We start from the raw sequence: 22,975 nt of genomic DNA on the forward strand, positions 1-22,975 counted from the left end.
GTTTTGGCTACTTGGTGGGGTCGAACTTGACGACTTCGATGGTGCCGCCCTTGCGAACATGCACAACGTCAAACCCGAAGACCGCTTCGCCGGTTTGGTCGTACTTGATCTTCCACAGGCCGTCGTAAGTGATCTCCATGAGCGCCTTACGGATCTTGGCGATGTCGCTCACAGTTCCCGCCTTCTGCATGGCTTCGACCAGCATGTAGACATGGTCGTAGCAAGACGACGAGCAGAGCGGCGCCTGGTCATACGGGAAGTCGCGCTTGTGAATTTTCTTGTAGCTTTCGATGAAGGCCTTGGTCTTCGGTTCGGTCTTCTCCGCCTCTTCGAAATACTTTGGAACGTAAGCGATGTAGTCGGCGATGGTGTCCTTGTTCTTCAGAGCAGGTCCGATCGAACCACGAACGAGGAAAAAGCGATTCCCGAAACCGGACTCGGTCGACTGACGAACGATGTCATAGAGCACCGCGTCCGAGTAGCCGGGAAAAAGGATATCAGGCTTTCCAGATGCAAGCTTGGCAAGCGCGGCGCTGAAATCCTTCGTGCCAGGCTCGAAGAGCTCAACCTGAAGCTCGATACCGGCTTCCTTGAATAGCGCGGCGTAGATGTCGACGGCAGTCTTGCCGAACGCGTCGTTCTGGAAAAGCATTGCCACCTTCTTGGTGTTCAACTTCTTCAGATAGTCGACCATCAGCTTTCCAAAACCGGTTTGCCCCGCGTCCCAGTTCCAGGTTCGCAGCAAATAGTCATGCTCCGGCTTTCCAAGCGCATGGTGCGCGGACGTGGCGCCTGCAAACAGAAGAAACTTGCCGTTGTTCTGATTTGCGATCGGCTCGATCGCATTGAACACGTTGGTCAGAAACGGGCCGAAAACGAACTGGACGTTCTCTTCCATCATCTTTCGGAACTGCACGGTCGCTTCGCGCGGCTCGCCACGCGTGTCCATCTGCAGCAATTGAATCTTGTAGGTCTTGTCACCCACCTTGAAGCCGCCCTTGGCGTTGATCTCTTCAACTGCGACTTTCGTGCCTTGTGCCGACATCCAGCCATACGTTGCAGTCGCGCCGGTCAGCGCTTCGATCTGACCGATCTTCACGGTGTCCTGCGCGCGCACCGCTTGGTTCGAGAGTGCCAGGCCGGCTGCTGCGATCACAGCTACCGCCACCTTCTTGAGATGCATCATGGATTATTCCTCCCCAAAACGTTTGTATTATTTAGCTAACGTACTAGTAATATACTACGAACTTGAGGTCAATCCGCCCGCGAAGGATTCGCCCTTATTGAGAATCGAAGCCGGCGGAGGTTGCGCTCTGGCAGAGGTTACGTGCCCACGCTAACTAACGAATCCAGTAGTGTGGTATTACTGGCCCCGAAGCGACCACTTGCCCTTAGGCTCGATATCCCATGGCTAAAAAACCCGAGATTTCCCTTCCACCCGCTTCGCAGGCCGACCTGGCCCATCAGCGGCTCGAAGAGATGATAGTTACGCTGAAGCTTGCCCCGGGGAGCCATTGGTCCGAGGAAGGGCTCGCCGATGAAATCGGAATTGGGCGCACCCCTGTGCGCGAGGCGGTAAAACGTCTGCAGGCTGACTATCTGGTAAGTATTCTTCCAAGACACGGCCTAATGATCACTGAGATCAGCGTGCATGATCAGTTGCTGGTCATAGAATTTAGACGGGAGTTGGAGGCATTTATATCAAAGCGCGCCGCCCTTCGCATAACGGCATCTGACAGGGAACTCCTGTCGGTAGCGGCAAAGGAAATCGACAATGCGGGCATTAAAGGAAATCTGGAAAAGTACCTCCGTGAGGTTTTCAACGCCAACCATCTGATTGCGAAGGCTGCCGGAAATCCGTTTGCTGCAAGATCAATTTCCCCGCTTCATGCTCTGTCTCGGCGATTTTACTACAGGTACGAAAGAGACCTTCAGAACTTGCGCGCAATGGGCGGACTTCACGCCGATCGCGCGCGAGCGATTGTCCAGCAAGACGAGCGGTTAGCTGTTGAGAAGGCCAACGCGCTTCTGGACCAGATCGAGAGCTACACCAGAAAGATATTCAACCTGAGTGTTGCCGGGAACTAGTTCGTAACGGCCCCGGCCTAACTCGCCTGTGCTTCCGCCATGGGCTTTGAGAAGAAAGCCGCGTCCATTGTCCGCAGTTGATCGGAAATCTGCGCTGGCGCGAACTCCATTTGGTCAAGGATGTCTTTCCTTACATCGATGCCAGGTGCGACCTCGGTGAGAACGAGTCCCTTTGTCGTGACCTCGAAGACAGCGCGCTCAGTCACAACCTTCGCGGTTTGGCCACGGAGGATTCCCGATGAAACAGAGTATGTGATGTGTTCAACATCAGGTACGAATTTACGCACCTTCCCCTCTTTAAGGATGCGAAGCTTCCCATTCTCACATGCCACTTCAAGCCCGCCCGTCGTAAACGTCCCGGTAAAAACAAGCCGCTTCGCGTTTTCGGCGATATCGATAAATCCCCCCGCGCCGGGATTTGCTACGCCGAATTTCGAGACGTTGACGGTCCCCTTGGCGTCGAACTGCGCGAACGCCAACGCCGCAAATTCGCAAAGGCCTCCGTCAATAACGTCGAACTGGTAAATGCCGTCGAGAATTGCGTCTGGATTCAAGTTCGCGGAAAACTGCCAACCGGACATAACGAGCCCGCCATATGATCCGTGCTCGGTTGTGAACCAATAGTCTTGCAGTTCGCCAGCAGCGAACATTCCTTGCTCTGCCATGACCAGCGGGACATCCGCCGCTGCACCAAAGCCGAAGATTGATAATTCTCGTTTGCGCACTTCCTTGGCCGCACGCATCGCGACGACCTTGTCTGCTGACATTGCGATCGGCGGCAGTTGCGACAAAGGTCTGCGTGAACCACCGAAGTAAACGGGATCAAATTTCACGTCCGTGGTCATCATCATTTCATGATCGACAACGACGGCATCGACAAACATTCCCGGAATTCGCACATCGGTTGCCGACCGCGTGGCGTGCGAAACCCGACGTCGTACCTGCGCAATCACCCGTCCACCGCTCGCCTTTGCGGCCAGCGCAAGCGCAATATTCGAGGAAACCAACGCATCTTCCTCGAAGGAAAGATTGCCGTACTCATCCGACGACGAGGCGCAGAGGAATACGGTGTCGAGTTTCCAGGCTGGGTAGAACAGATATGGCTTCCCTTCGAACTCGATGCGCTTAACGAGATCGTCCTTCGCGCGCTCGGTGAACCGTCCGCCCCCGTTCTTTGGATCGATATAGGTATCCAATCCGACGCGCGTCATGTAGCCCGGACTCCGGCGCGCCACCTCGCGCAGCCAGTGCATCGTGGCTCCGATCGGCCAGGAGTAGGCTTCAACTTTGTTTTCGCGGATCAGACGCATCAGCTCCGGCCGCTTGCCGGTCACTGGATCGACGGGATTAATATAGGAGCCCCCGACAATGCGCTTCATCAGCCCTTCTTGGGCGACATGATCCATTCCTCTGATGCCCTGGGCATCGCCGGTGCCCACCGGAAAATAGAATGTCAGATTACGAGGAGCAGCTTCCTTTCGGAAGCGATCACCCAAAGCCTTGAGCAGCGCATCGGGAGTCACCCACCCGATCACGCCGACGCAACCAACCGACGACCCGTCTGAAATGGACGCTACTGCCGTTGCAGCGTCAACAATCTTGCTCATGACTTCACCGTAAAACGCTCGAAAGTTTTTTTGGAACTGGGGGATTCGCAATTCAGCGCGAATTCTCGCCCCGCGACTTCATCAAGGCGCTCTGCATCCGCCATGATAAGCGGCTCGAAGAACCGCTTGGTGGACGCAATTGCCTCAGGCGGCACCGCAGCGAGCTGATTGGCGACATCAACCGCATTTGAAAGCGCCGCGCCTGGCTCAGCCAAATCATCGACAAGACCGATCCGCTCGGCTTCGATGGCATCGATGGGTTTGGCGCCCCATGTCAGCCGCCGCGCGCGCACCGGCCCTACCCGCGCGGTGAGCGCCATCAAACCCCATGGCGGCAGCCAGCCATTTGGGGCTTCAGGCAAATGCCAGCGCGCATTCGATGCGCTCACGACGATGTCGCACGAGGCGGCAAGAATGAATCCACCGCCGAGAGCGTAGCCCTCTACTGCCGCGATCACCGGCTTTGCCCGGTAGCCAATCGCACGGGCAAAGGCCGCTGTCACAGCTTCATGATGGCACATGTCCGCGATTGACAATCCGGCCAGTTCTTTCAGATCACTGCCTGCACAAAACGCAGGGGCCGCACCTGTCAGAACGATCGAACGCACATCTTTGTTGCGCTCGGCCCCGGCCAGAGCGGAGCCAAGCTGCGCCATCAGCTCTGAGCCCAGCGCATTGCGGCGCTGGGGCCGATCGATTGTCACGACCGCTACCGCACCATGTAACTCGGACGTTATCATTCTAGATATCCTATTGGCCGATGCGTGCGCCGTCGGCGTTCACGGCAGCGCGGACATCCTCTCCGCGGATTTCACGGGGGGTGAGGTTGTTCCGGATGGCCATGACCGCGGCATGCCCTATAGCGTGACCGTAAGCGAAACATTGCGCGGTCACCCTCGCCGACGCTACGGCCTCGTGTTCCGCCGAAAGACAGCGGCCCGCAACAAGCAGTCCTTCGCCCCCCTCCGGGACAAAGCATCCGTAAGGCACCTCGTAATAATCATTGAGCAGCCATTCAACCTTCGGCTTTTCACCCGAGTGAAGCTCGATAGGCCACGGCGAAACGGCGATGCCGTCGGCGAACTTCGTTCCCTGCACGACATCGGAGTTCATCAGACGTTTGACGCCCGATACTTGGCGCGTCTGGCGCACCCCGACCTGCACGCCGGTATCGTTCAGGAAGGAATTCTCGCAACCGACAAGATTCTCCTGGAAGAACCTTGCATACTGCCGTGCCTGCAGTCGTCCTTCGATCTCCGCATCGGTAAAATCTCGGGCATACAGCGTATTCAGCTCCCGGCCGTCGGAGCCGATCACACGAGTGCAATTACAAAGAAGTTCGTTTGGACGCGTCGTTGCAAATAGCCATATTTTTGCACGAGGCAGCACATAGTCGCCCGCATTGTGCTTGGAGCGGATCATCGCGGAGATTTTCTCCGGCATGATGGTATCCGTGCCGTATTCACCAATGAAGCGATCGACATCCACTCCCATGATCCGGAAGATCATTGTGGGGTTCTGCACCCGGCCTTGATCACCAACAAAATTGGGCAATCCAGCCATTGCCACGACATCCGCATCGCCACTGGCATCGATCACAATTTTCGCACGCGCGTCGATCGGACCCTGTTTGGTCCAGACCTTCAGACCAGCAACACGGTCTCCATCCATATGGACCCCGGTCGCAACCGCATGAAAGACAATATCAACGCCCGCCTCGCGCAGCATGGCATCGGCGGCTTCGCGCCAAACATGCGGGTCATGCACTCTCGCCCAGGTTTTCCCGTACAAAACCGGATCAGCGAGACCACCCATTGCCTCTAATCGCCGACAAAATTCATCGGCAAAGCCAAAGACAACTTGCTTAGGCCCTCCGGCCAGGTTCTCGGTCGCTTCATAAAGACCGCATACTGTCCCTGACAGGCCGGCAACAGCACCGCCCCCGCAGAACCCATAGCGCTCGATCAAAGTCACCTTAAGTCCTTGTCGGGCCGCCGATACTGCGGCCGCGACTCCGGCCGCACCTCCGCCTACTACGACGACGTCCGTATCGATCCGAACGGAATTACGACTGTCCAAGGATTGCCTCTGATATCTTAGTGATGCACTATTGGTATGTTATAGTACTGAGGCCTGTTCAGCGCAACCGGCTTGATATGTTCAGGGGACGATCTTTGAAAATTGCAGCGCAGCCATTCGACACCGACCCATTTGTGCCGGCTACCAAAAGCGTTCTAAGTTGAAGATAGATGCCAGGCCCAGCTCGATCATCCACGGCGGTCGTGATGCAGCCCTGTTGCGCCAGATGCTGGGCATACAGGTCCGCGACCTGCCCCCTTACGTAAACGGATTCGGATCTACCCAGGAATTCGCGCCGCCTTTCGCTGATGACGCCGTTGGTCATTTCGGTCCCCCCTTCGAGTCTCCTCTCGGCAAGGAGCTTCGAGACCTGATCCGCAATCTCCACGTTGTTCAGGTCCGACATCAGGAAGTGTGTGTGTTGCCGGGAATGGCGATGACGGGCAGATGCACCAGCCGGCGTCGCCGCCGTGCTTGTTGATGGCTTCGACCCAGAGCTTCGCCATGGCCAATCGCACCCGCCAATTGTCCGCGCCGTAGCGTGCAGTCGGCATCGTGGGATATTATCGCCGCAACCCGGTTGCCCGCGTCGGATCAAAAGGAGGCATGTGCACAATGTCCGCTGGCGGTGGGATTTAACGAACAGCGCGGACGCGGGGCCCGTTCCGGCGTGCCTTCTCGACACTCAGATTGAACGACAACATAAAATGCCGTTACTCAGTTCCGCTGCATCACATGCCAAGTGCTCGCCCGTCGCTGCGCGGATCGTGCGCTACGGATCGCGCCGGGATGTCCTGCCAGAGGACTCTGGGCGGGAATCGGACTCATTTCGTGGCCGCGTTCAGCGAGTTTCTTGAACACCTCTTCGCCCGCGTCCTTCTCCAGTTTCAGGCTGTCGCGTGAATCGGAGAACGTCTTCCGAGCAGGAAGCGCGGCCGCGAAAGCGCCGTGAGCGGGTCCATGTTGTAGTCGATGAGCCGCGTGAGCACGGCAGCGAGCGGCTGACCGTCGGCGCCCTGCGTTCCATACAGAAGATGAGGCCGTCCCTGCTTGAGATACATGCCCGGATTGAGCGTGTGGAACGGGCGCTTGACTGCGCATATTTCCCGTGGCGCGGAACCACGTCACGGATTCCGTACGATATGCGTGCCGGTCTCGCCGCGAAGCGCAGGTATCGCGTGATCGAGATGACTGATGATGGCGCGCTTACCACCTCCTTCGATAAAACGGATCGCCGCATCGATCTTCGGTCCCATGCTGCCGGGCGGAAAATGTCCCTCCCGGTGATAGGCCTTGATCTCGTCGAGGGTCACCTCCGCAAGCTCTTTCTGGTTGGGCTTACCGAAATTGATGGCGACACGCGGCACCGCCGTAAGGATCAGCAACTCGTCGATGTCGAGCACGTTGGCGATGTGTGCTGACGTCAGGTCCTTGTCGATGACCGCAGGCACACCGGTGCGCACGCCCTTCGCATCGCGGATCACCGGCATGCCGCCCCCGCCGCCGGCAATGACGATCGTACCTCGCTTGACCAGTGCATCGACCAGCGAGATATCGCAGACATGCTTTGGTTTCGGCGACGGCACGACATGACGCCAGCCGCGGCCCGAATCCTCACGCATCGCCCAGTTGAGCTCCTTGCTGATGTTCTTGGCTTCCTCTTCCGTAAAGAACGGCCCGACGAACTTGGTCGGGTTACGGAAGGCAGGATCGTCGGCATCGACTTCGACCTGAGTAAGGAGACTTGCGACGTGCCGCTGATTGCCTTGTTCCCGCAGCGCGTTCTCGATCGCCTGCATGAGCAGATAACCGATGCCGCCCTGACTGTGCGCCACACAGATGTCCATCGACATGGGCGGAATACGGCTCATGGTCAGCATCTGGCGCATCATGATCTTGCCGACCACGGGACCATTGCCGTGCGTGATCACCAGTTCGTTGTCGATCTGGGCAAGCGGCAACAGCGCTTCCGCGGTTTGCTGCGCGACGGACTTTTGCTCTTCGGAGGTCCCGCTGATGTCTTCCGGGTGAACAGCGTTGCCGCCGATCGCAATCACGAGGCGGCGCGGAACTTCACTAAGTGTTCGCATAACGGTTCACCTTCATGTCAGTGGCCGCGAGGGCCAGCACGAGTTCGCATGCCTGTGCATTCGATGGCGCGACCATAACGCCCGCCTCTTCCAGACGCCGGGCCTGCGCGGAGCGGACCTGCCGATCGAGTTCGGTGCCCGTCACTGAAGCGACAATGAAGGGCGCATTGTCAGCGCGGTCTGCCACGATCTCCGCCAAATGCGCGGCGGGATCAGCATGCGCGCCGTAACCAATCACGAGATCGACGAGAATGACCGCAACCTCGGGATCGATCAGCGCCGCGCGCAATGCATCGTCGCGCACCGACGGATCGATCATGGGATGCGGCCGGCCTTGGGTATATTCGTCGGCACCCAGGTCGATAATCCGATCTCGACCCACGCTCTCCGGTGCATCGAGATAGGGAACGTTGGGAATTGCTGCGTTCGACGCTACCTTGCGGCCGCCTGCTCCGAGGATCACCTGCGCTTCCGCACAGAGTGTTCCTCCGGCAAACAGTCCCTCGATCCGGCGCTCGCCTCTGCGCCTAGGCAGGCGCGTGGCCAGTTTCGTGACGTTGAAGCTGCCGCCAATGGTCCGGCCTCCGAGCGCGAGTTCCGCCGCGTCCTTGAGGGTGCGGGCAAACTTCGCATTCGGCGGAAGCTCAGCCGAAGCTGCGCCGATGAAGCACACCGTGTAGGGCTTTGGACTTCTGGCAATACGCGCGATCACAGCTTTCGCAACATCCGGATGCGGTGGCTTGGAAATCAGCACCACGCGTTCCGTTTCCGGATCAGCGTCCAGCGCGTCCATCGCCATCAGCGTCGTGATGCCGCCGATTTCCTTTTTCAGGTCTCGGCCGCCCACACCGATCGCATGGGAGATGCCCTCGCCCGCTTCGGAGATGAGACACGAGACTTCCTGCGTGCCGGTTCCGGACGCGCCGATGATACCGATCTTGCCGCGCTTCAGCTTGTTGGCAAATGCCAGCGGCGCGCCGCCGATAATGGCCGTACCGCAGTCCGGTCCCATCATCAGCAGACCTAACTCCCGCGCATGCTGCTTGAGCGACAACTCATCAGCGATCGAGACGTTGTCACTGAACATCAAAACGTGGAGTCCGCGATTGAGTGCCTTGCGTGCTTCCGCCGCGGCGAATTCACCCGGAACGGATATCAGAGCCAGATTAGCGTCAGGCGCGGCCTTGACCGCGGCGCCGATGCTGCGCGGCCGCCATGCGGCTTCTCCCGAACTCTGTGTCTTCGGCTTGTCGAGCGCCTTGAGCGCATCGCCGAGCGCCGCCCGCGCGGCCTGTTCGCTCTCGGCCTTGACCGCCAGGATCAGATCATTGCCTTGCGCAGCGACATCGCCATCAAGCAATCCCGCGTTGCGCATAATGGCGACGTTGGACGGCGTCCCCATCATCAGCGCGGCTTCGAGAATGCCAGGCGCCGACGCGATCTCACGGGACAGTCGCATCAGCGCGACGGAATCCAGATAGAAACCTTTTCGAATCTCATTCAGAACGAACGCGCTCATGATACCCCCAGGTCTTTCGCAATGGCTCGGACGGCTTGCTGGAAGCAGGCCATCGGCGCCTTCACCACGCCGGCGCCCACCTGCCCGATCCCGGGCTCACGATGTGCGATGCCAGTATTGATCACCGGCGCTAATCCGGTTTCGACCACCAGCCGCACGTCAATTCCGGTTGGAACGCCAGCGAAGTCGAGCGCTGCGATCGTCCATTCAGGATTTTGGCCAACGGTAATCTCACCCATCGCCCGGGTGAAGTTTCCCGCGGAGGACGGCGCACCGGCGCCGATGAATCCGGCAACGGCGGGCGACGCAGCCATGGCGAAACCGCCGAGACCGATTGTCTCGACAATAGCGGAGTCGCCCATGTCGGGGTTGGCGTCCTTTTCTGAATAGCCTGCGAAGTAGAGCCCCTCCGGCATCTCGACCGGCGCGGTGAACCACTGGTCACCCAAGCCGCTGACGCGCACGCCGAAGTCGGTGCCGTTGCGGCACATGGCGGTAACGATGGTCGAACCGCGAATGCCCCTCGCCGGATCGGTCATCGCCTTGCCCATCGCCATCGCGATGTTGAGAAAGAACTGATCGTTCTGCGCAATGAACGCGATGCAATCGGCGAGAACTTCGTTGTCGGTCGACGTTCGCGCCATCGACGGTCCCACCTCTCTCAGAAACACACTCGAGCAGGCGAGATTGCGCTGGTGCATCTCATCGCCCATCGAAAGACCGCGCGCGATGATCGACTTGAGTTCAATGCCACCGCGCGCCCGGATCGCCTTGGCGAGGACCGGCCCAAACACGTCCCGCAACCAGGCCAGACGCGCCAACACACTCGCGTCATTCCCACCGAAACGCATCACCTTTCCGAGCCCTTCGTTGATGGCGCAGTAGGCGCGGTTCGAGAACCTGGAGTTTTCGACGACAAAAAGCGGCATCGAGACGGTCGTCATTCCAGTCATTGGACCGACCGCCCCGAAATGATGGTTCGGATGAAATTCAATACCGCCGCTTGCTGCCAATTCAGTGGCGGCATCGAGATCGGGCGCCCAACCTTCAAAGACGGCCGCGCCGGCGACCGCACCGCGCATCGGACCGCACATCTTGTCCCAAGTGATCGGCGGTCCGGCATGAAGAACCATCCGGTCCTTCAATCCCTTCAACACCTCCCGCGCCGGAACGATGTCGATTAGCTTCGGCTCGCCTTCCAAAATGCGCGCCAGCGCCTGCTTGTTTGCTTCTTCGATCAATTTCATGAATGCCTCCTCATACGCCGAGCTTTGCGAGCAGCGCGGCCATCTCAGGATCGCCGCCGGCGGGTGGCGACCAGTCGACATGAATGACCTCGATGTCGCAGTCGCGCAGATCCTTCACGAAGCCTTCAAGTCCGACGTTCACGACTTTCACGTCGCTCGTCAGCAAGGCTTGGTACGGCGTGTCTTTCTCAGTTGCCACGAACGTCATTCCTCCACTCTTTATCGACGATTTAAGATTAGTAAGAAAATTCTTACTTTGTCAATTGTCGATGCAAGCATGCTCAATAGATGCAGCGAAAATCATGGTGTGAGTGAAGGGTCGCAGCAGCAATGCACTGCACGCCGCTCGTCGCGGCTGAACGATGCTGAAACAGCATCAAGACGCCGCGCGATCGGCATACGAGACTAGCTCTCACCAGCCACACCGACGTCGCGCTGCAAATCGCAGCTATCGCGCAGCGACCACGCCATCGCTGCGGGGATCGCTTGCGCCTTCGAGCAATCCGTCTGGATGCCAGACGATTGCGCCTGCGTGCCCCATGAATTCCTCGAACGCGCCCACAACCTGGACATCGTGTCCGAGACTGCGCAGGGCCTCGATCGTTCCGGGATCGAAACGGGATTCGATTTTGAGGTTGTTGTTTTCCTCACCCCAGGTTCGGCCCAGCAGCCAGCGCGGAGCGGTGACCGTCGACTGGAGATCTTGGCCGTGCAGCGCATAACGCGAGAAAATCGCGGCCTGCGTTTGAGGTTGTCCCTCACCGCCCATCGTGCCGTAAGACATCAGGCGGCCGTCGCTCAGTTCCGCCATCGCAGGCTGAATGGTGTGGAATGGAAGCCGCGACGGCTCCAGCAGGTTGGTGTCGCCCTCGGATAAGCTGAAGCTTGTTCCGCGATTTTGCCAGGTCACGCCGGTTTGCGGAAGAACGACGCCCGAACCGAACTCCCAATAGATGCTCTGAATGAAGCTGACGCTGAGACCGCTGCGATCGGTTGCGGCGAGCCACACCGTGTCGCCCTGCTTTGACGGATCCGGCCACGGCGCAGCACGCCCTGTCGAAACAGTTTTGTCGAGAGCAACGAGCGATTCCGCGGTCAGGAAGTCGGCCGCAGCACGCTCCATGTAGTCAGGATCCGTCACGTGCCGATTGCGGACACGGAACGCGGCCTTGGTGCATTCAACCAGCCGGTGAAGATGATCGATGCCATCGGCCACATTGGCGATGCGCCGTGCGTAAAGCCCAAGGATCAAAAGCGACGCAAGACCCTGCGTCGGCGGCGGCATATTGAAAACCTTGTGGCCGGCCACATCCAGCGACAATGGTGTCACGAGCGTAGCTTGATGGCGCTCGAGATCGGCCAGACGAACCGGACTGCCGGCCTTTTCAAGATCCGCGGCCATCGATCGGGCGAGATCACCGCGATAGAAATCCGACAGGCCCGCTTGCGACAGACGCGCGAGCGTATCGGCCACGCGAGGCTGCCGCAGCTTTGAACCGATAGCGAGCGGAGCGCCATTTGGCAAATAGACATCGGCAAAGCCCGGCACATCCTGCAACTCCGGGCGCTTCTTCTTGATGTTCTCATGAAGGGTTTGCGGAACCGGCACCCCTTCCCATGCATAACGGATCGCGTCCTGAAGAAGCCGCGACATCGGCAATCGGCCGCCATGCTGCCGGCGGCTGAGATTTTGCGCTTTCTCCCAGCCATCCACGGTGCCTGCAACCGTCAACGCCGCCAGCGGACCGCGTCCGGGAATGGCTGTGCATCCGCGATCCCGATACCAGTTGCGATCGGCAGCCATCGCGGAGCGCCCGCATGCCTGAATTCCGATCGGTGCCGATCCCGGCTTGCCGATCAGCCAGAAACTATCGCCGCCGAGACCGTTCATGTGCGGATAGACGACAGCGATTGCCGCAGCCGAGGCGATCATTGCTTCAATCGCATTGCCGCCGTCCGACAGAACGGAAAGACCAGCCTGGGCCGCGAGGTGATGCGGCGCCGTAACCATGCCTCGATAGCTTCTCTTCGTCTGCAACATCAGAACGCTCCGGAGAAAAATAAGTAATAATGTTTTTACTTATATATCGTCAAGAGCCTTTTGTGAGCGAACCGCACCACAATCGACGTGCGATTGCGTGGTGCCGCATCGAAAAAATACATAGACGGCGAGAGCAGCACGCAGCAGAGAAAGAACTGCTCCGGGCCTGCACCCGGAGCAGCCAAGTTGGGAGAAAGTTGCCGGAATTTGGTGCTGTTAGATGTTGAAAACTGAAGCCCGTTCTTCATTGCCGGCGAAATGCCGCCCGACGGCTCGTAGCGCAACCAGGGCACCTGCAAAACCATCCCTGCCCGAGCTGTGACCGATCGCCGATACGGCAGCCAAGACCTGCTCCACGCGACTGATGTCGCCTTTTATCGTCGCCTGAATTGCAGCATGCATCGCGGCAGCTCCATAACCCAGCGCCGCTGTGCGCAGATGTATCGCGCTGATGTCGTTGGTACGATGAAGGTGATCGCGGCAGGCGCTCCACAGCAGATCCTGCACCTTCGACAGATCGAGTGCCGCCAACGCGATGAGCGCGCCTCCGAGCAAATCGTCGCCCGACGGTGTCAGACCGGGTCCCAGACCGATCAGCGTCGCAAGCTCTGCGCTATCCGTTGACGACGGAGCGCATCCATCGAGCGCATTCGTGATGACGCGATCAAGAGCCGCAATTCCCGGTGCGGCGGCAGCAATAAGTGGCGTGAATGTCACGGGAGGCTGCACACATCCCGCAGCCGCCAATCCCTCCTCCGCCGGTCCTAAACGAAAAGACTCTTCAACAGCGCTGAGTCCAAGCCGCAACTCTGCAAACGTCCAGCTTACCGGCAATTCTGGCCTCCAGATCGACGCATCGCCGAATGTCGCAAATGGCTTATTGTCGACCCAGAGAGTTGAACCGGTCACCGCGATTGCGGCCCCTATCTCTGGCCAGCAAAGCGGCCGGCGCTCATACAAGACATGCAGCGGACCAGAGCCGAGATGCGGGAGACCGACGCAGATCCACCGATCCCCAAGCGCGGCATAAAATGAACTCTCGAAAACAGCGGCAATTCGCCCCTCGCTTTCGCTAAGGAGAACCTTCTCGGCGAGAAAGCCAAGCTCGATAATGGCCGGCGACGGCCGGCTCGCGGCTCGCTCCGACTGTGACACCGACGTCCGTATTCGATCCGCAATTGCCATATCTAATTCTCAGGCGGCCACGCCCTGCAAGCATATAAGTAATAATATTCTTACTTATCGATGTCAAACAGTAAGCCGCAGCCGCGTCCAGTCGCCCGGCAGCGTCAAGGCATGATCGAGAATGGGGTCGCCTGCGGCGCGCGCCCGCAGAAGGCGCCGATAATAACGGGTTAGACGAGGTGGGACGCCTTCCCCTGCACAGGCGACAGTTTCGGCGAGGGAACCTTCTTCCCGTCCTTGCGCAAGGCATTGGAGACCGTCAACCATGTCATGATCACATCGTGAGTATGCATGCGGCGATCTTCAAGCCATTTCGGATCGCCCAGTTCCTTGTCGAACATTAGCGACAGCGTGTGCCGGTTCGACACATGGAAGTAACTGAATGCTGTAATCGTCACGTAGAGCTGGATCGGGTCCACCCCGCTGCGGAAAATGCCAGCCACCACGCCACGCCGCAGGATATTCTCGATGTTGGATACAAGCGGCATCGTGAGCGCAGCGATCTTGCGGGATTTGCGAAGATACTTTCCGCGTTGCAGATTCTCCGTGTTGATCATCGCGATGTAGTCTTGGTGATTCTGGAAGAACGTGAACGTAAAATCGACCAGTTCGCGCAGAGCTGCCGCGGGATCGAGGCTATCGAGATTAAGCTGTTGTTCGGCGGCGCGGATATCCGTGTAGACGTGTTCCAGAGCAGCCAGATAAAGGCCGTCCTTGTCGCCGAAATAGTGATACAGCAGGCGCATGTTGGCCTTCGCGCGGTGTGCAATCGCGTCGACACGGGCACCGCCAAGTCCATTGCGGCAGAACTCATAAGTCGCAGCCCGCAAAATCGATTCCTTAGTGAGGGCGGAATCCCGCTTACGCTTGCCTCCAGCGGCTTTCTTTCGCGCGGGCTGCTTCTTTACTGACGTCTCGTTCATTCGTGCACCTGGTCAACACCGTTGAAAGCATTTGGTGACTTTGAAATGGTGACTTTAATATCGTTGCCGTTACCGGCGAGTCATTCGACATTCTGCGGGCAATACCGGTCCTAGTTACCACATCGCCGCTACCGCAATCAAATGACGAGATAGACCGTCTGCACCAGATGGATGGCCCATTAGCCAATGCGCTTGCTCAATGCGCATTGGAGATCATCGCACCGTTGCGGGCGACCATGCGGCCGGCCTTATAGACGTCACGGCACTTCGGCCGCGCGATAACCGCCTCTTGAACGTGCTGCGCATCGATCACCAGAAAGTCCGCAGGACCGCCTGCCGCAAGACCATACCCCTTGATATTGAGGGCGCGCGCCGCCTGTGACGTCACCATATCAAATGCGAGCGCGAGTTCCGCGTCGGTATTGAAACCCGAGCGATATCCCACAATCATTGCCCGTTCGAGCAGATCGCCGTCTCCATAGGGCCACCAAGAATCGCGGATGTTGTCATTGCCCGCGAAGACATTTACGCCGGCTTCGTGAAGCAGCAGGACCGGTGGAAAGGCGTGGGCGCCGGGCGCATTCGTCAGAATCGAGACCCCCGCCTCTGCGAGCCGATTCGCCGCTCGCTGCGCGACGTCGCGCGGAACCTGACCCAGCGCATAAGCATGACTGATCGTCACTTTGCCGCCAAGCCCAAGTGCTTTCGTGCGCTGTGCGATCTCCTCAATTTCGAACACACCGAGCAGATCGCCATCGTGCAGATGGATATCGATGCCGACGCCATGCCGTTCCGCGACGTCGAAGATAGCGTCGAGATGCCCCGCGATATCGCCGTCGTAACCAGCCGGGTCGAGACCACCTACAAGATCGGCGCCGTTGCGGACGGCCTCGTCAAGTAATTCGCGCGTGCCGGGCGCGGTCACGATGCCGCTTTGCGGAAAGGCGACGATCTGGATCGATACCTTGTCGCGATGCGCGTCCCGCACCGCCAACACCTGTTCAAGATTCCGCAACCCGATCTGCGGATCGATATCGACATGGCTGCGCATGTGGGTCGTGCCCTGTGAAACGCAGAGTTCGATCAAGCCAGCGGCGCGTACGGGAATCGGCTTCGCCTTGGCAAGCGCCTGCTTCTCGAATTCGACCCGTTCGCGGACATTGAAACCTGCGGTGCACGGCCGGTGCGGCTTCCACTCGTCGCCGATGAAGCCCTTGTCGAGATGGATATGACCGTCGACCAGACCCGGCAGCACGAGGCGATGGTTGAGATCGGAACTTTCACGCGCTGTAACGCGCAGACCGGCTGCGATAGCAGCAATACGCCCGTTCTTCACGGCAATATCGGCGGTTCGACCATCAGGCAGTCGTGCATTTTGAAACAGCGTGTCGATGTCAGTCAATTGAAGTCTCCAAATCTGTAGGCAAGCGAATGCATGGTCAGTCGGCCGCACTACAGCGCCGCGTTATGACTGGATGATTCCTTCCGGGAGCGTCCGGCAATAATCGGCGATACCTCCAGCCGTGGTGATCCAGATGTCGCTGCGTTTCGCAACGATGGCTTGCAACGCGCGCCGGAGCGATCGCAGGCGGTATGGCTGGCCTACAAGATAAGGATGCAGCGCGATGCCCATCACGAGAGACTGCTTCGTCGACTGCTCCAGCATCTCCTCGAAGTTGTCGACGATCATGTTCGCAAACTGCTCGCCCGAATCCTTTCGGCCTACGATGGCAGGAATATCGTTCATTTCCTGTGGATAGGGCACGGACAGAATTTTCCCGCCATTGCGGGTTGAAAACCAGATCGGCTGATCGTCCATGCACCAGTCGAGCAGATAGCCGTAACCGGCTTCGGCCAACAAATCCGGCGTGAGGTGGGATTGCGAAATCCACGGTCCGAGCCAACCTGCCGGCTGGCGCCCCTCGGCATCGCCGATCACCGCAGTGCACTCTGCGATCAATTGCTGTTCTTCCGCTTCAAGCAGGATGCCCTGCCGTTCGGAATTCGTGCGCCCGTGGCCGACAACCTCGGATCCGCGTTTCCGAAAAGCTTCCATCACTTCCGGGCAGTAGTGGTAGATGCTGCTATTCGCGAGCACTGATACGGGCAGCGACAACTCATCGAAGAGATCGATCAACCGCCAGACACCGACCCGGTTGCCGTAGTCGCGCCATGCATAATTCAGAACGTCCGGATGCGGCCCGCCAGGACACAACTCTGCGCCCAGCCCATCTCCGAATGAAAAATGCTCAAGATTCAGACCGATATAGACAGCAAGGCGTTTACCGTCGGGCCAACTAAAATCGGGCCGGTTGACGATCGCGCTGTAGCCATACCGCCCGTGCGAAGGAACCTCGAGATTCTTCCTTGCCGGCGAACGCAACTGATTTTTCGGACTGCTCGAAGCGTCGGCAACTGCCGCAGATCTGGGCACATTTTGCTCCTCTTTTGGAGTGGACGTTTTCTCGACCATCCCGAAAACTCCTTCAAAGTAATTATGGCCGCTTGACATTTCGACTATAGTTGAAGAAAGTTTTTACTTCCGTCAAGTTCGCAAAACGATGAGCGGCGGAAATGCTGGCGAGTTCGCTCTCGATACGCAGAGTGACCGCCTTATTGGGAGGAATAACAGAATGCGCTACAATTCGACATCATCGAACCGTGCCTTTCCTCGTCTTTCGTTCCGGCAAGGCATGATAGGCGCGGCCTTCGCGGCAACACTGGCCGTTTCACCAGCTCACGCCGCTGACCCTATCAAGATTGGTCTCGTCACTGCCCTTTCAGGCCAATCGGCACGAGCTGGCGAAGCTCTGACTCGTGGAGCCACCATCGCCATCGAAGAGATTAACGCCAAGGGCGGCGTTCTCGGCCGGCCACTTGAACTCGTTCGCCGCGATGACGAAAGCAATCCGGCGAAAGGACTCATTGCCGCACGCGAATTGATCCAGCGTGAGAAGGTCTCAGCCCTGCTCGGCGGCCTCGACACGCCGGTCGCACTCGCGATCGTGCCGTTCGTCAACAACGCCAAGATGCCCTTCGTCGTGCCATGGGCTGCGGGCACCAACATCACGCAGAACGGCGCCGCCGACAACTTCGTGTTCCGTGTCTCGGCGATGGATGATGAAGTCGACAAGGCCATCGTCCAATTCGCCCGCAAGACCTACGACACCAAAAAACCCGGTCTGATCCTGGTCAACAATCCATGGGGCGAGTCGAACGAGCATGGCCTCAAGGCGGCCATGAAAGCATCTGGCACAGAGCCCGCCGGCATCGAGAAATTCGAAGGCAACGACGTCGATGTCGTGCCGCAGCTTTCACGATTGAAGCAGGCAGGCGCCGATACGTTGTTCCTGGTCGGCAACGTCGGCCCCGCTTCGCAGGTGGTGAAGTCACTCGACCGAATGGGCTGGGCTCCGCCGATCGTTTCGCATTGGGGTCCCGCCGGCGGCCGCTTCACTGAACTTGCAGGCCCTAACGCCAAGAACGTGATTTTCGTCCAGACCTACAGCTTCTTCGGCGACCTCTCGCCTGTCGGCAAGAAAGTCATCGCGGCACTGCAGGCGAAGTATCCTGACATCAAGGGTCCGGCTGACATTACCCCTGCCGTCGGCGTTGCCAACGCCTACGACTCCGTCCTCGTCATTGCGAAGGCAATCGAGAAGGCCGGCAAGGCAGAACCCGTCGCAATTCGTGACGGCCTCTACACAATCGACCGAGTCGATGGCCTGATCAAAACATATGAGAAGCCGTTCACGAAGACAAAGCACGACGCGCTCACGGAGAGCGACTACATCTGGACGCGCTTCGAGGACAACCACATCCTGCCGTTTGTGAAGAAGTAACCGGCTCGTTAGCCGATAACCAAGGCGCTCAGCACATGTCACTTCTTCCTGCGATCATCACAGGATTGGCGCTCGGCAGCATGTATGGGCTGCTCGCGCTTGGCTTCCATGTCACCTACGCCGTATCCGGCACCGTGAATTTCTCCCAGGGCAGTTCGATGACCCTGGGAGCCGTGGCCGGATACTTTTTTCTTGTCCTGTGGGGCTGGCCGGGCGCACTTGGAATTCCGGCCGTGCTCGCGATCTGCGCTCTGTATGGCCTCATCATCGAACGTTACGCCGTGCGCCCGTTCGTGCAGCGTGGATCGGACAACTGGCTGATGGCGACTGTCGCCGTCGGCATCATCGTCGATAACCTGATGCTGTTTGTGTTCGGCAAGGAGCCTCGCGGTTTCCCGTCGATGCTCGCGGTGAAGCCCATCCAGATCGTCGAAGGAGCGGGCGTCTATCCGCTTCAGCTACTGATCCCGGTCATCGGCCTTCTGCTGGCAACGGCTCTCCATCTTTTCACCCGCCGTACACGCCACGGCGTCGCTATGCTTGCCGTCGTGCAAAATCCAAATGCAGCGCGCCTGATGGGCATCGATGTCGGCCGCGCCATCGCTGCAAGCTACGCGGTGTCGGCAGTTCTCGCCGGGATCGCCGCCCTCCTGATCGCGCCGCTATTCAACGTCTCTTCGGAAATGGGCACACTGTTCGGCATCAAGGCATTTGCCGCCGCGATTATCGGCGGCCTAGGTAGCGCATGGGGCGTGATGCTGGCTGGACTCTGTCTCGGTCTCATCGAGGTGTTCGCCACCAGCTATCTCGGCTCGGTTTACACCCAGATCATCACATTCGCTTCCGTCATCGTGATTCTCGTAGTTCTGCCTCACGGGCTGCTCGGCCGCGCTGGAGTGAAAAAGGTATGACTTCCCGCACGTCTCTTCTCATCGGCTGCGCCGTACTTGCGATCACTCTTGGCTATACCGCCCTCGCCGACAGCTACGCGGTGTTTCTCATCGCGACGATCGCACTAACCGCAATTGCCTGCATTGGCCTGAATGTCCTGCTCGGACTCGCGGGCCAGATCTCGCTCGGGCACATCGGTTTCATGGCTATTGGCGCCTACACCACGGTGCTTCTGATGGAAAAAGCGGGTTGGCCATATCTAGCGGCTACCGGCGCAGGCATCGTCCTTGTCAGCATCATCGGCGGTCTTCTTGCTATGCCCGCGCTACGCGTCCGGGGCCCGTATCTGGCCATGGTCACGATCGCGTTCGGCTTCATCGTCGAACACGGCACCATCGAATGGCGCGATCTCACCGGCGGCGGCAACGGCCTCGTCCTTACCGTTCCGCCGAGCATTTTCGGCGTGCCGTTGTCGGAACGCGGCCTCGCGATCGCCAGCGTCATCCTGATGTTCGCCGGCGTCGTCCTGTTCGATCGGCTGAAGCGCAGCGGCTGGGGCTATGCCATGCGCGCCGCTCGCGATTCCGAGGTTGCGACACGCTCGGTCGGTATCGATCTCGTCCGCGTGCGCACTATGGCCTTTGTCATTTCCGCGGCGGCCATGGCGCTGGCAGGATCGTTGTTCGCTCCGCTTCAGGGGTACATCAGCCCAAGTTCATTCCCATTCCTGCAATCGATCCTGCTGCTGTTCGGCGTCATGATCGGCGGAGCCGGATCGGCGCTCGGCCCGGTCATCGGTGCAGCGCTTGTCGTGCTGTTGCCGGAGCTTCTGTCGGATCTGGCGGAGTATCGCCTGCTCGCGTTTGGTCTTTTGCTGTTCGCTGTGCTGCGCGTCGCTCCAAACGGGGTTGCAGGCCTTGTCGGACAGCTCATCGCAAAATTCTTTCCAGCGTCACGGCTGCAATCCGAAACGGAAGCCGTGTCCGCAATCGGCGAACCGGGCGCCGGGCTTCGTGTGGAAACCAACAGCGTTCCTCCGCTCGACGTGACGGATCTCTCGATTGCATTTGGTGGTGTGCGCGCGGTGCAGAACGTGACATTTACGGCACAGCCTGGTCACGTTACGAGCGTGATCGGTCCCAACGGCGCCGGCAAGACGAGCGCTCTCAACCTGCTCTGCGGGTTTTATCGGCCGAGCTCAGGGACGGTAAAGCTCGGCGATCGTGACCTGACCGGCCTGCCGTCGCATGTCCTCGCCCGCGCTGGCGTGGCCCGAACATTTCAGACCACGCAACTGTTCGGATCACTCACCATTATCGAGAACACGCTTCTGGCGGAAACCGCGGGTAAGCTCGGCGGCATCGTCTCGCCGCTGCGCAACCCGGATACGGAGCGTTTCGCACGATCGCTGCTGCGGTTCGCCGGTGTCGACGGCGACCTCGACCGGCCGGCGGAATCCCTGCCGCATGGCGAGAAGCGTCTGGTCGAAATCGCGCGCGCGTTGGCGTTGCGGCCAAAAGTTCTGCTTCTTGACGAGCCCGCCGCAGGCCTGTCGAAAGGCGACAAGCAGCGCTTAGCGACGCTCCTGCGCCGCATCGCAGACCTCGGTGTCGCCGTGATCATTGTCGAGCACGACATGCCAATGATCATGTCGCTGAGCGATCACATCGTGGTGCTCGATGGTGGCAAGCGCATCGCCATCGGCGGGCCTGCGGCCATCCGGAACGATCCGCTGGTTCGGAAAGCCTATCTTGGCGACGCTACGGCAAGCGAACAGCACCACCGTCCCGCACGTCAGACCGGACAGGAAACTGTGCTCGATATTAAGAAGCTTAATGCGTTCTACGGTCTGTCGCAGGCGCTCGAAAACATCGATGTTGTTGTCGGAGACGGCGAAGCGATCGCGGTGCTTGGCGCAAACGGTGCCGGCAAAACTACGCTAATGCGCTCCATCGCGGGCCTCGAGCCGCCACGTGCAACCGGCGAGATTTCGCTTTCCGGCAAACGGATCGACGGCCTGCCCGCGCATGCGCGAGCCCGTATCGGAGTTGTGCTGGTGCCGGAAGGACGACAGGTATTTCCAGAACTCACCGTCCGGCAGAACCTGCAGCTTGGCGCCTATGCTCGCACGGGTATCGACCTCGATGCCGAAGTCGAAGCCATGTTGGCCCGCTTCCCGCGCTTGAACCAACGCATCGATCACCGCGCCGGTCTCCTCTCCGGTGGTGAACAGCAAATGCTGGCAGTTGCGCGCGGCCTGCTGACATCGCCGAAGGTGCTGATGCTGGATGAACCCTCGCTTGGTCTTGCTCCGCTTGTTGTCGATGAACTCTTTGCGTCGTTCGAGAGACTCCGCGTTGAAGGCATGACACTGATCGTCGTCGACCAGATGGCCGGACAAGCGCTTGCTCTGGCTGATAGGGCCTATCTCCTGGAGACGGGCGCCATTGTAAAAAGCGGCGCGGCAGAAATCATCGCGGAGGATCCCTCGCTCGAAGCCGCGTATCTGGGTGGAAATGCTCAGGCAAGCGCTGATCAAAGGACTGCGGTCGGCGCCTGATGATCCGTGAAGCTGGTACATCCAACGGGGCAATGGCTTGGTCCACAAGCAAGTGCCCTGCCCAAACCAAATCGTTTGAGCTTCCTCCTCAGCATATCGGGAGACGATCAAACAAACGATGCCAGCAAGATCGACCCCACTGTGACCTCACATTTCGACAATGTCATTCTTCGAACCCGTCATCGGACTATGCCTGTCTAGATGGCGATCGATGACGACACACAGTTCCAGCCTGGGAGTGGCACGGTTTGCGCCCATCAAATCATTGATCTCAAAGGCGCCGTCTATACTGATATTGTGATGCGAGGCGATGATCTGCGTCACCAGCCCCTCCTCGAAGAATGGCAGTAGCAGACGTTCGTAAGATACGGGCCTGTGAAGTACATCCTCGATCATAAAGATCGTATAAACTGGGCGAGCGCGGGAAATACATTCGACGTACGCCGGAATAATCATCGGGGCGAGCTGGGGGCCGAGATACTGATCGAGAGCTTGCCCCGTGCTGGCATGGCCGTAGACCGTAGCCATGTGGGTGCTTTCCCGCTCGAAGAACAGTCGTGGAGGCACCGTCTGCCGATCGACTGTAAACAGCGCCAACTTCGGTAACTCATCACCGATCCGGTCAGGCTGATAATCGACTACGCGCGGTTGCTGCTCATGCTTTGCGAACAAGCGAAGCCATTGGTTCAGCAAATCGCGCTGTTTGATTGACCGTACGATTGATGGCGTTGCGCTCTCGAACTCCATGATACCCACCTTTCGAGCCGTTCAGATTGAACAATCTGAACATTTTTGAATGCAGATCCAAGCCGCTTCAAATCGCAAGCCTGTCCAAATCTCCACTGGTAAAATGACCACAAAAACGCTAGCCAATACACTTCACGTCCGCCCAAAAAGATAACC

19 protein-coding genes and 2 pseudogenes are annotated in these 22,975 nt (G+C 58.9%); 4 read left to right on the plus strand and 17 right to left on the minus strand.

Annotated features, from left to right (window positions below; genetic code table 11):
• Positions 1-7 precede the first annotated feature (7 nt).
• Positions 8-1,186 (minus strand): ABC transporter substrate-binding protein, encoded by a 1,179-nt coding sequence (locus AC1RKJ_RS08135; RefSeq protein WP_492790566.1) that lies wholly within the window; start codon positions 1,184-1,186, stop codon positions 8-10.
• A 221-nt stretch (positions 1,187-1,407) separates the two neighbouring features.
• Here AC1RKJ_RS08135 and AC1RKJ_RS08140 point away from each other — a divergent pair, with 221 nt between their 5' ends.
• Positions 1,408-2,088, plus strand: coding sequence for a GntR family transcriptional regulator (locus AC1RKJ_RS08140; RefSeq protein WP_492790567.1), 681 nt, complete (start codon positions 1,408-1,410; stop codon positions 2,086-2,088).
• A gap of 17 nt (positions 2,089-2,105) precedes the next feature.
• On the opposite strand, the gene AC1RKJ_RS08145 is transcribed toward AC1RKJ_RS08140, so the two are convergent.
• The 15 genes and pseudogenes from AC1RKJ_RS08145 to AC1RKJ_RS08215 form a co-directional block, all read right to left on the minus strand.
• Positions 2,106-3,695: an acyl CoA:acetate/3-ketoacid CoA transferase gene (locus AC1RKJ_RS08145; RefSeq protein ID WP_492790568.1), complete on the minus strand. Its 1,590-nt coding sequence runs from the start codon at positions 3,693-3,695 to the stop codon at positions 2,106-2,108.
• Positions 3,692-4,435 (minus strand): enoyl-CoA hydratase/isomerase family protein, encoded by a 744-nt coding sequence (locus AC1RKJ_RS08150; protein ID WP_492790569.1) that lies wholly within the window; start codon positions 4,433-4,435, stop codon positions 3,692-3,694. The genes AC1RKJ_RS08145 and AC1RKJ_RS08150 overlap by 4 nt, the downstream gene beginning before the upstream one ends.
• Positions 4,436-4,445: 10 nt before the next feature.
• Positions 4,446-5,774 carry an FAD-dependent oxidoreductase gene (locus AC1RKJ_RS08155; protein WP_492790570.1) on the minus strand — a complete coding sequence of 443 codons (1,329 nt, stop codon included), beginning with the start codon at positions 5,772-5,774 and terminating at the stop codon, positions 4,446-4,448.
• Between the two features lie 58 nt (positions 5,775-5,832).
• Positions 5,833-6,099: a hypothetical protein gene (locus tag AC1RKJ_RS08160; RefSeq protein ID WP_492792812.1), complete on the minus strand. Its 267-nt coding sequence runs from the start codon at positions 6,097-6,099 to the stop codon at positions 5,833-5,835.
• Between the two features lie 12 nt (positions 6,100-6,111).
• Positions 6,112-6,337, minus strand: a pseudogene (locus AC1RKJ_RS08165) (alpha/beta hydrolase); the annotation flags it as partial.
• Between the two features lie 168 nt (positions 6,338-6,505).
• Positions 6,506-6,889: pseudogene (locus tag AC1RKJ_RS08170) on the minus strand (gamma-glutamyltransferase); the annotation flags it as partial.
• A 9-nt stretch (positions 6,890-6,898) separates the two neighbouring features.
• Positions 6,899-7,864 carry a carbamate kinase gene (arcC, locus tag AC1RKJ_RS08175; protein ID WP_492790571.1) on the minus strand — a complete coding sequence of 322 codons (966 nt, stop codon included), beginning with the start codon at positions 7,862-7,864 and terminating at the stop codon, positions 6,899-6,901.
• Positions 7,851-9,383: an acyl-CoA synthetase FdrA gene (fdrA, locus tag AC1RKJ_RS08180; protein WP_492790572.1), complete on the minus strand. Its 1,533-nt coding sequence runs from the start codon at positions 9,381-9,383 to the stop codon at positions 7,851-7,853. Before fdrA ends, arcC begins: the two co-directional genes overlap by 14 nt.
• Positions 9,380-10,630 (minus strand): YlbE family protein, encoded by a 1,251-nt coding sequence (locus tag AC1RKJ_RS08185; protein WP_492790573.1) that lies wholly within the window; start codon positions 10,628-10,630, stop codon positions 9,380-9,382. Before AC1RKJ_RS08185 ends, fdrA begins: the two co-directional genes overlap by 4 nt.
• Before the next feature lie 10 nt (positions 10,631-10,640).
• Positions 10,641-10,838 (minus strand): hypothetical protein, encoded by a 198-nt coding sequence (locus AC1RKJ_RS08190; RefSeq protein WP_492790574.1) that lies wholly within the window; start codon positions 10,836-10,838, stop codon positions 10,641-10,643.
• Between the two features lie 240 nt (positions 10,839-11,078).
• Positions 11,079-12,671: a gamma-glutamyltransferase family protein gene (locus AC1RKJ_RS08195; RefSeq protein ID WP_492790575.1), complete on the minus strand. Its 1,593-nt coding sequence runs from the start codon at positions 12,669-12,671 to the stop codon at positions 11,079-11,081.
• 216 nt (positions 12,672-12,887) lie between these two features.
• Positions 12,888-13,631 carry an oxamate carbamoyltransferase subunit AllH family protein gene (locus AC1RKJ_RS08200; protein WP_492790576.1) on the minus strand — a complete coding sequence of 248 codons (744 nt, stop codon included), beginning with the start codon at positions 13,629-13,631 and terminating at the stop codon, positions 12,888-12,890.
• A gap of 395 nt (positions 13,632-14,026) precedes the next feature.
• Positions 14,027-14,779 carry a TetR/AcrR family transcriptional regulator gene (locus AC1RKJ_RS08205; protein WP_492790577.1) on the minus strand — a complete coding sequence of 251 codons (753 nt, stop codon included), beginning with the start codon at positions 14,777-14,779 and terminating at the stop codon, positions 14,027-14,029.
• 196 nt (positions 14,780-14,975) lie between these two features.
• Positions 14,976-16,181: an amidohydrolase family protein gene (locus AC1RKJ_RS08210; RefSeq protein ID WP_492790578.1), complete on the minus strand. Its 1,206-nt coding sequence runs from the start codon at positions 16,179-16,181 to the stop codon at positions 14,976-14,978.
• A gap of 63 nt (positions 16,182-16,244) precedes the next feature.
• Positions 16,245-17,252 (minus strand): polysaccharide deacetylase family protein, encoded by a 1,008-nt coding sequence (locus AC1RKJ_RS08215; protein WP_492790579.1) that lies wholly within the window; start codon positions 17,250-17,252, stop codon positions 16,245-16,247.
• Between the two features lie 160 nt (positions 17,253-17,412).
• Here AC1RKJ_RS08215 and AC1RKJ_RS08220 point away from each other — a divergent pair, with 160 nt between their 5' ends.
• The 3 genes from AC1RKJ_RS08220 to AC1RKJ_RS08230 are packed head-to-tail and all read left to right on the plus strand — an operon-like array spanning position 17,413 to position 22,072.
• Complete coding sequence (locus AC1RKJ_RS08220) at positions 17,413-18,621, plus strand: ABC transporter substrate-binding protein (RefSeq protein WP_492790580.1); 1,209 nt, start codon at positions 17,413-17,415, stop codon at positions 18,619-18,621.
• A gap of 35 nt (positions 18,622-18,656) precedes the next feature.
• Complete coding sequence (locus AC1RKJ_RS08225; RefSeq protein ID WP_006019414.1) at positions 18,657-19,532, plus strand: branched-chain amino acid ABC transporter permease; 876 nt, start codon at positions 18,657-18,659, stop codon at positions 19,530-19,532.
• Complete coding sequence (locus AC1RKJ_RS08230; RefSeq protein WP_492790581.1) at positions 19,529-22,072, plus strand: branched-chain amino acid ABC transporter ATP-binding protein/permease; 2,544 nt, start codon at positions 19,529-19,531, stop codon at positions 22,070-22,072. The genes AC1RKJ_RS08225 and AC1RKJ_RS08230 overlap by 4 nt, the downstream gene beginning before the upstream one ends.
• Before the next feature lie 147 nt (positions 22,073-22,219).
• On the opposite strand, the gene AC1RKJ_RS08235 is transcribed toward AC1RKJ_RS08230, so the two are convergent.
• A complete protein-coding gene (locus AC1RKJ_RS08235; RefSeq protein WP_492790582.1) occupies positions 22,220-22,819 on the minus strand; it encodes a hypothetical protein in 600 nt (199 codons plus the stop codon).
• Positions 22,820-22,975 lie beyond the last annotated feature (156 nt).

It is taken from the genome of Afipia sp. GW822-FHT04G07, from assembly GCF_058800765.1.

Excerpts from the sequence above, each read along its gene's own strand:
- AC1RKJ_RS08135 (WP_492790566.1), bottom strand. The coding sequence starts at position 1,186 with ATGATGCATCTCAAGAAGGTGGCGGTAGCTGTGATCGCAGCAGCCGGC.
- AC1RKJ_RS08140 (WP_492790567.1), top strand. The coding sequence starts at position 1,408 with ATGGCTAAAAAACCCGAGATTTCCCTTCCACCCGCTTCGCAGGCCGAC.
- AC1RKJ_RS08145 (WP_492790568.1), bottom strand. The coding sequence starts at position 3,695 with ATGAGCAAGATTGTTGACGCTGCAACGGCAGTAGCGTCCATTTCAGAC.
- AC1RKJ_RS08150 (WP_492790569.1), bottom strand. The coding sequence starts at position 4,435 with ATGATAACGTCCGAGTTACATGGTGCGGTAGCGGTCGTGACAATCGAT.
- AC1RKJ_RS08160 (WP_492792812.1), bottom strand. The coding sequence starts at position 6,099 with ATGACCAACGGCGTCATCAGCGAAAGGCGGCGCGAATTCCTGGGTAGA.
- arcC (WP_492790571.1), bottom strand. The coding sequence starts at position 7,864 with ATGCGAACACTTAGTGAAGTTCCGCGCCGCCTCGTGATTGCGATCGGC.
- fdrA (WP_492790572.1), bottom strand. The coding sequence starts at position 9,383 with ATGAGCGCGTTCGTTCTGAATGAGATTCGAAAAGGTTTCTATCTGGAT.
- AC1RKJ_RS08185 (WP_492790573.1), bottom strand. The coding sequence starts at position 10,630 with ATGAAATTGATCGAAGAAGCAAACAAGCAGGCGCTGGCGCGCATTTTG.
- AC1RKJ_RS08190 (WP_492790574.1), bottom strand. The coding sequence starts at position 10,838 with ATGACGTTCGTGGCAACTGAGAAAGACACGCCGTACCAAGCCTTGCTG.
- AC1RKJ_RS08195 (WP_492790575.1), bottom strand. The coding sequence starts at position 12,671 with ATGTTGCAGACGAAGAGAAGCTATCGAGGCATGGTTACGGCGCCGCAT.
- AC1RKJ_RS08205 (WP_492790577.1), bottom strand. The coding sequence starts at position 14,779 with ATGAACGAGACGTCAGTAAAGAAGCAGCCCGCGCGAAAGAAAGCCGCT.
- AC1RKJ_RS08215 (WP_492790579.1), bottom strand. The coding sequence starts at position 17,252 with ATGGTCGAGAAAACGTCCACTCCAAAAGAGGAGCAAAATGTGCCCAGA.
- AC1RKJ_RS08220 (WP_492790580.1), top strand. The coding sequence starts at position 17,413 with ATGCGCTACAATTCGACATCATCGAACCGTGCCTTTCCTCGTCTTTCG.
- AC1RKJ_RS08225 (WP_006019414.1), top strand. The coding sequence starts at position 18,657 with ATGTCACTTCTTCCTGCGATCATCACAGGATTGGCGCTCGGCAGCATG.
- AC1RKJ_RS08230 (WP_492790581.1), top strand. The coding sequence starts at position 19,529 with ATGACTTCCCGCACGTCTCTTCTCATCGGCTGCGCCGTACTTGCGATC.
- AC1RKJ_RS08235 (WP_492790582.1), bottom strand. The coding sequence starts at position 22,819 with ATGGAGTTCGAGAGCGCAACGCCATCAATCGTACGGTCAATCAAACAG.